The organism is Micrococcus sp. LASM2_SD2, assembly GCF_057364565.1.
This window is the reverse complement of sequence record NZ_JBNFOB010000141.1, coordinates 1-6,195: the sequence shown is the minus strand read 5'-3', so window position 1 is coordinate 6,195 and position 6,195 is coordinate 1. Positions and strand designations below refer to the sequence as shown.

Below are 6,195 nucleotides of genomic sequence, written 5' to 3'. Positions count from 1 at the left end.
CCGCGGTCTGCTCGCCGTCCGTGCCGGCGCAGCCGGTCAGCAGCAGGCCCGCTGCGAGCAGCACCCCGGCCGACCGCGAGTGCCCGGGGACGGACCGCAGCGGTGACCCTCGGCGCACCCGCCTCGGCGGCGATGTCGGCAGTGTCATGGGTGCGATGCGGTCGCGGCATGGGGGTCTCCGAGTGCGAGGTGGGCGGCAAGCACGTCCGGCTCCACCGCCGGACAGGACCCCAGGATAGCGAAGCGGTGCGAACGCGATGCTCCGCCGAGGCCACGCCGGGGAGGTGCGGGTGCCGAGACGGGCGCCTGCCCGACGGCCCCCGCACCTCTCGCGACTCAGTAGTGATAGGTGTCCGAGGGCGCGGCCGGCGCGTTGTCCTGGTCCGGGTAGCGGGTGGACTCCACGCCGAACGCCGCGGCCAGGGAGAGGATCTTCTCCGCCCGGGCCTTGCGGGGCAGGTCCGAGCCGTTGCGGATCTCGCCGCCGTCCGCCTGGAAGTCCGCGAGGAACTCGTGGGCCCAGGCAAGCTCCTCCTGGGACGGGCTGAGGCCCTCGTTGACGGCGGCGCACTGCTCGGGGGCCAGGCAGATCTTGCCGGTCATGCCGAACTCGGCCGTCACGGAGGTCGCCTCCGCCAGCTTGGCACCGGTGGAGCCCACCGTGGGACCGTCGATCGGGCCGGGCAGGCCGGTGGCCTTCGCGGCGATCGTGAACTGGGAGCGCGTGTACGCCAGGGCCATCGGGGACTCGCCCAGGCCGGTGTCACGGCGGAAGTCGCCGATGCCGAAGGCCAGGCGGAACGTGCCGCGGGCCGCGGCGATCGAGTTCACACGCTGCAGGCCGCGGGCGGTCTCCACCAGGGCGACCACGGGGATGCCGGGCAGCCGGGCGGCGGTCTCGTTGACGTGGTCCGTGGACTCCACCATCGCCAGGATCACCCCGGCGAGCCCGCCCTCCTGCACCGGGCCGCCGAGGGAGGCGGGAAGGGCGTCGGCCAGGGCCGTCATGTCCTGCTCCCACCACGGGGTCCCGTAGCCGTTGAGGCGGACCCATCCGGTGTGGCCGGACGTCAGCCAGTCGACCGCGTTCTGCAGGGCCGCGTCCTTGTTCTTGGGGGCCACGGCGTCCTCCACGTCCAGGACGACGATGTCCGCGGCCGAGGCCTCGGCGGGGGCGAACCGCTCGGGCTGCGCCGCGTTCACCAGCAGCCAGGAACGGGCGAGGGTGGGGTCGATGCGCTGGCCGGGAGCGGCGGTGAAGGTGCCGGTGCCGGCGGTGTAGGGGGCGATCGAGGACAGGGGAGTGGTCATGGGAGTGCCTCCGGGGCAGGGTGCGCGGACGCGCACGTGTGCTGTGGGTCGGCGACGGCCGTGCGGGTCCGGTGGGCGCGCAGCAGGCGGTCGCAGCGGACGGGAGGTGGGTCCGCCGGAGGGCGTGGGGTTCACGCGGGGCACGGCCGTGGGTGGTGGCCGTCCCGCCACCCTAGGGCGGGCCGCCGTGTGCGGGCCCCGCCTGTCCACTCTGTGAGAGGGCTCACGCGGACCGGGGGACGTATTTGCTTGCATCGTGAACCATTCCCGGGTACAAATGAAGGCACATGCTTCAATCATGAAGTAATCGGCGGCGCGGGAAGGCCCCGTGCCCCCCGCCGCCATCGCCCACCGACCCCCTCAAGGAGCAGTCATGACCTCGCTGACCACCGGCACCTGGAACCTCGACCCCGCCCACACCGACGTCGACTTCGTCGTCCGCCACGCCGGCATCTCCAAGGTGCGCGGCTCCTTCGGCGAGGTCTCCGGAGAGCTCACCCTCGCCGAGGACTTCACCGCCTCCACCGTGGCCGTGGAGATCGCCGTCGACTCGATCGACTCCGGCAACGAGCAGCGTGACGGCCACCTGCGCTCGGCCGACTTCTTCGACGTCGAGCAGTTCCCCACCATGACCTTCCGCTCCACCTCCGTGTCCGGCTCCGCGGAGTCCTTCACCCTCGCCGGCGAGCTGACCCTGCACGGCGTCACCCGCCCGGTCGAGCTCCGGGCCGAGCTCGGCGGCCAGGCCGTGGACGCCTTCGGCGCCACCCGCGTGGGCTTCGAGGCCGAGGGCGAGCTCTCCCGCAAGGAGTTCGGCCTCACCTGGAACGCCGCCCTCGAGGCCGGCGGCGTGCTCGTCTCCGACTCCGTGAAGCTGGAGATCTCCGCCGCCTTCGTGCTCCCGCAGGAGGGCTGACCCCGTCCACCGTGCGCGGGCCGCCGTCCCGCCGGCCCGGCGCACGGTGGGAGAAGCCGCTCTCACAGGGGGGGGAATGTCCCTCATGTCCTCCACTGTGAAGCGCCTGACCGTCAACGTCGTCGTGCTGGTCCTGGGCCTGCTGTTCGCCTGGGCCGCCACGGACGGCGGTCAGGTCCGGGCGGGCCTGCCGCTGATCCTGTGGGGAGTCCTGGCCGCGTTCCTCATCCAGTGGATCGTGTTCGTGCCGTCCTACCTGGGGCAGACGGAGCGGTTCTTCGACCTCACCGGCTCCCTCACCTACATCACGGTCACCCTCGGACTGATGCTCGCCGCGGACCCCGACCCCCGCGCCTGGCTGCTCACCGCCTGGACCGCCGTCACCTCCGCCGAACGCGCCCCGCTGGGCTGGCTCGCCGTCCTCGGCGTGGCCGTCTGGATGCTCGGCTTCGGCATCGAGGCCGTCGCCGACCGCCAGAAGTCGCGCTTCAAGGCCGACCCCGCCAATCAGGGGGAGTTCATCGACGTCGGCCTCTGGTCCCGCTCCCGCCACCCCAACTACGTCGGCGAGATCACCCTCTGGATCGGCGTGCTGATCGTGGCGGCCCCGGCCCTGTCCGGCTGGCAGTGGATCGGGCTGGTCTCGCCCGTCTTCGTCACCGTGCTGCTGACCAGGATCTCCGGGGTTCCGCTGCAGGAGAAGCAGGCGCAGGAGCGCTGGGGCGACCGCACCGACTACCGTGCCTACCGTGAACGCACCCCGGTGTTCATCCCCCGGCTGAGCGCACCGAAGGAGAAGGCATGAGCCTGCGCGAACACCACGAGCCGGAGCTCGTCTCCGCGGACACGCTGCACAACCTCACGGACCTGGTGGAGGTCCGCGCCGCGGAGGACCCGGACTCGATCGCCTTCGACGTCCGCCACCCGGACGCGGACCCGTCCGAGCCCTGGACGGCGGTCACCACCGCGGACTTCCGCCGCCGCGTGCGGGAGCTCGCCAAGGGTCTGATCGCCGTCGGCATCTGCCCCGGAGACCACGTGGCGATCTGCGCGGCCACCCGCTACGAGTGGACCCTCATGGACCTGGCCTCCCTGTACGCCGGCGCCGTGGTGGTCCCCATGTTCGACTCGGCCCCGGCCTCCCAGATGACCCACATCGCCGAGGCCGTGGACGTGCGCCTGGCGGTCGCCGGCACGGACGAGCTCGCCCAGACCCTCGCCGGCGTCCTGGCGGGCCGGGACGGCGCGATCGGCGTGTGGACCATGGACCGCTCCGCCGGCTCCTCGGCGCTGCTCCGCGGGGACCTGTCCGACCTCGCCGCCACCGGCGCCCACGTCACGGACGAGGAGCTCGAGGCCGCCCGCACCGCCCGCGGCCTGGACGACGTCGCCACGATCGTCTTCACCTCCGGCACCACCGGCGTCCCCAAGGGCGCCCGGATCCTGCACCGCTCGTTCGTCCACCAGGTGCTCAACGTGGCCGCGGCCTATTCCGGCTTCGTGCGGCCCGAGGGGGCCACCGTGCTCTTCCTGCCCCTGGCCCACGTGCTCTCCCGCGGCGTCCAGATGGTCTGCCTCTCGCGCGGCATGCGGGTCGCCCACGTGGCCCAGCCGAAGCAGGCCGTCGCGTCCCTGGCCCAGCTGCACCCGACCTTCCTCATGGTCGTGCCGCGGGTGCTGGAGAAGATCGTCGAGGCCGCGGCTGCCAACGCCGCGAAGGTGCACCTGACGCGGTTCTGGGAGGACACCGTCGCCCTGGCGACCGCCGAGGGGGCGAGGCGCCTCGGCGAGGCGACCGTGCCGTCGTCGCGCGGGCAGCGGCTGAGGCTGCGGCTCTACGACCGCCTGTTCTTCGCGAAGCTGCGGAAGCGGCTCGGCGGGCGGATCGATTACCTGCTCTGCGGCGCCGCCGCCCTCAACCCGGCCCTGACCCGGTTCTTCATCGGCGCGGGCATCCCGGTGATCGAGGGCTACGGGCTCACCGAGACCACCGCGCCGGCCACCGGCAACCGTCTTGACGACGTCCGGCCCGGCTCCGTGGGCCGGCCCATGCCCGGCACGTCCGTGCGGATCTCGGACGAGGGCGAGGTCCTCATCTCCGGCCCCGGCGTGTTCGCCGGCTACGTGGACCCTGCCGAGACCGAGACGAGCTTCGAGGGTCCGTGGCTGCGCACCGGTGACCTCGGCGAGCTGGACGACGACGGCCGGCTCACCCTCACGGGCCGCTCCCGTGACGTGGTGGTCACCTCCGGCGGCAAGACCATCAACCCCGCCGGCTGGGAGCGGGACGTGGAGACCCACCCGGCCGTCGGCCATGCGGTGGTGCTCGGGGACGGCATGCCGCACCCCACCGCCATGATCCTGCTGGACCGCGAGGCCCTGTCCGCGTGGCTGCAGCGGACCCTGCCGGACTGGCAGGTCCCCGAGGGCGTGGCCGAGCGGCTGCGGGAGGGCGGCGAGGCGCTGCGAGAGCGTGCCGGCGAGCTGCGGGAGCGTGCCGCCGACCGTGCCGCGGAGGCCACCCGGATGCTCGAGATCACCGAGCAGCGGATCCGCGAGTCCGTGGGCGCGGCGATCGAGGCCGCGAACGAGCGGGTGCCGGCCCCCGAGCGGCTGCGCTCCTTCACGGTGCTGCTGCCGGACGCCCAGGAGCTCGCCGAGCTGCTCACCCCCACCCAGAAGCTCAAGCGTGGGGCGCTCGCCGAGCGGATCGCGCACCTGCTGCCGGGCCGGCGGGTCTGACGGGTTCGGTGGAGCCCGGGGTGACCTGGGCTCCCGCGCCTGTCCGGGTGCCCCGACCTCTGGGGGCACGGCGGGGTTTCGGTTACCCTGAAGTACAGAAGAGGGGGACCACCCTCTCGTCCTGCGTCGCCGTGAGTCCACCGGCCGCACACCGGTGCCGAATCTTCACGGCCCGCATCGTCTCATCCCGCGACGCGGGTCGTCGCACGGAGGCCCCGGCGTCGTGCATCGTGGGGGTGTCGTGCGTTCCGGCGAGCCGGGCGGCCGAGGCGAGGGGCCGTCGTCGGGAGGCGGGCGGTGCCTCTCCGCGGAGGGCGAGAGCCCTCGCGGTGGATCGGGGGCCGCGCCTAGGGTGGGGAGCATGATGATGGCATCGAAGACCCCGTACCAGAACACGTCGTTCGACCTGCCCACCAAGGCGTCCGGCGACGACCAGACCGGCCACGGCTACATCGCGTTCCCGGAGTCCGGGAAGGGCCCGGGCGTGATCGTCATCCAGGAGTGGTGGGGCCTGACCCGCCACATGCGCGACGTCTGCGACCGCCTGGCCGAGGAGGGCTTCGTGGCCCTCGCCCCGGACCTCTTCGGCGGCTGGATCGCCCACGACGGCGACGAGGCCGGCGAGATGATGGAGAACCTGCCCGCCGAGGAGGGCGCCCGCCAGCTCGGCGCCGCCGTGGACCACCTGCTGTCCCTAGACGAGGTGACCAGCGGGACCGTCGGCGCGATCGGCTTCTGCATGGGCGGCGGCTTCGTGCTGTCCCTGGCCGAGCAGCAGGGCGAGAAGGTCTCCGCCGCCGTGCCGTTCTACGGCGTGGGCCAGGGCGTGCCCGGCTCCTTCGCCGGCATCAAGGCCGCCGTGCAGGGCCACTATGCGGAGAAGGACCAGATGTTCCCCGTGGAGGAGGCCCGCAAGCAGGAGCAGCAGATCCGCGAGGAGTCCGGCGCCGAGGTGGAGTTCTTCTACTACGACGCGGACCACGCCTTCCACAATGACGAGAACCCCGCCGGCAACTACCAGGAGGCCGAGGCCACGCAGGCCTGGTCCCGTGCGGTGGACTTCCTGAAGGGGAAGGTCCGCTGAGCCGGGGAGGATCCCGCTCAGGCGCCGGCGGCCGAGGCCGTTCCGGCGCCTCCGGTCGCTCCGGGGGCAGGTCCGGCGGAGGCAAGGGCGGCGCGACCGGCAAGGCCAGCCGGGGGCGGGCCTGCGCGCTCGAACCGCTCCG

The 6,195-nt window shown here is 73.1% G+C and carries 5 protein-coding genes; 4 read left to right on the top strand and 1 reads right to left on the bottom strand.

Features of this window, described 5'->3' with window-relative positions; all coding sequences use genetic code 11:
• Positions 1–336: 336 nt before the first annotated feature.
• On the bottom strand, positions 337–1,311 hold the full coding sequence (locus AC2W7A_RS08255) for an HpcH/HpaI aldolase/citrate lyase family protein (RefSeq protein ID WP_485990935.1): 975 nt from the start codon (positions 1,309–1,311) through the stop codon (positions 337–339).
• Positions 1,312–1,684: 373 nt separating this feature from the next.
• On the opposite strand from AC2W7A_RS08255, the gene AC2W7A_RS08250 reads away from it, so the two are divergent.
• The 4 genes from AC2W7A_RS08250 (at position 1,685) to AC2W7A_RS08235 (ending at position 6,053) form a co-directional block, all read left to right on the top strand.
• Positions 1,685–2,227 (top strand): YceI family protein, encoded by a 543-nt coding sequence (locus AC2W7A_RS08250; protein ID WP_485990934.1) that lies wholly within the window; start codon positions 1,685–1,687, stop codon positions 2,225–2,227.
• Between the two features lie 85 nt (positions 2,228–2,312).
• The gene (locus AC2W7A_RS08245) at positions 2,313–3,032 is read left to right on the top strand and encodes a DUF1295 domain-containing protein (RefSeq protein WP_485990933.1); all 720 of its coding nucleotides are present in this window, start codon (positions 2,313–2,315) and stop codon (positions 3,030–3,032) included.
• A complete protein-coding gene (locus AC2W7A_RS08240; RefSeq protein ID WP_485990932.1) occupies positions 3,029–4,969 on the top strand; it encodes an AMP-dependent synthetase/ligase in 1,941 nt (646 codons plus the stop codon). The genes AC2W7A_RS08245 and AC2W7A_RS08240 overlap by 4 nt, the downstream gene beginning before the upstream one ends.
• 364 nt (positions 4,970–5,333) lie before the next feature.
• A complete protein-coding gene (locus AC2W7A_RS08235) occupies positions 5,334–6,053 on the top strand; it encodes a dienelactone hydrolase family protein (RefSeq protein ID WP_485990937.1) in 720 nt (239 codons plus the stop codon).
• Positions 6,054–6,195 lie beyond the last annotated feature (142 nt).

Coding starts and splice junctions, on each gene's coding strand:
- AC2W7A_RS08255 (WP_485990935.1), bottom strand. CDS start 1,311: ATGACCACTCCCCTGTCCTCGATCGCCCCCTACACCGCCGGCACCGGC.
- AC2W7A_RS08250 (WP_485990934.1), top strand. CDS start 1,685: ATGACCTCGCTGACCACCGGCACCTGGAACCTCGACCCCGCCCACACC.
- AC2W7A_RS08245 (WP_485990933.1), top strand. CDS start 2,313: ATGTCCTCCACTGTGAAGCGCCTGACCGTCAACGTCGTCGTGCTGGTC.
- AC2W7A_RS08240 (WP_485990932.1), top strand. CDS start 3,029: ATGAGCCTGCGCGAACACCACGAGCCGGAGCTCGTCTCCGCGGACACG.
- AC2W7A_RS08235 (WP_485990937.1), top strand. CDS start 5,334: ATGATGGCATCGAAGACCCCGTACCAGAACACGTCGTTCGACCTGCCC.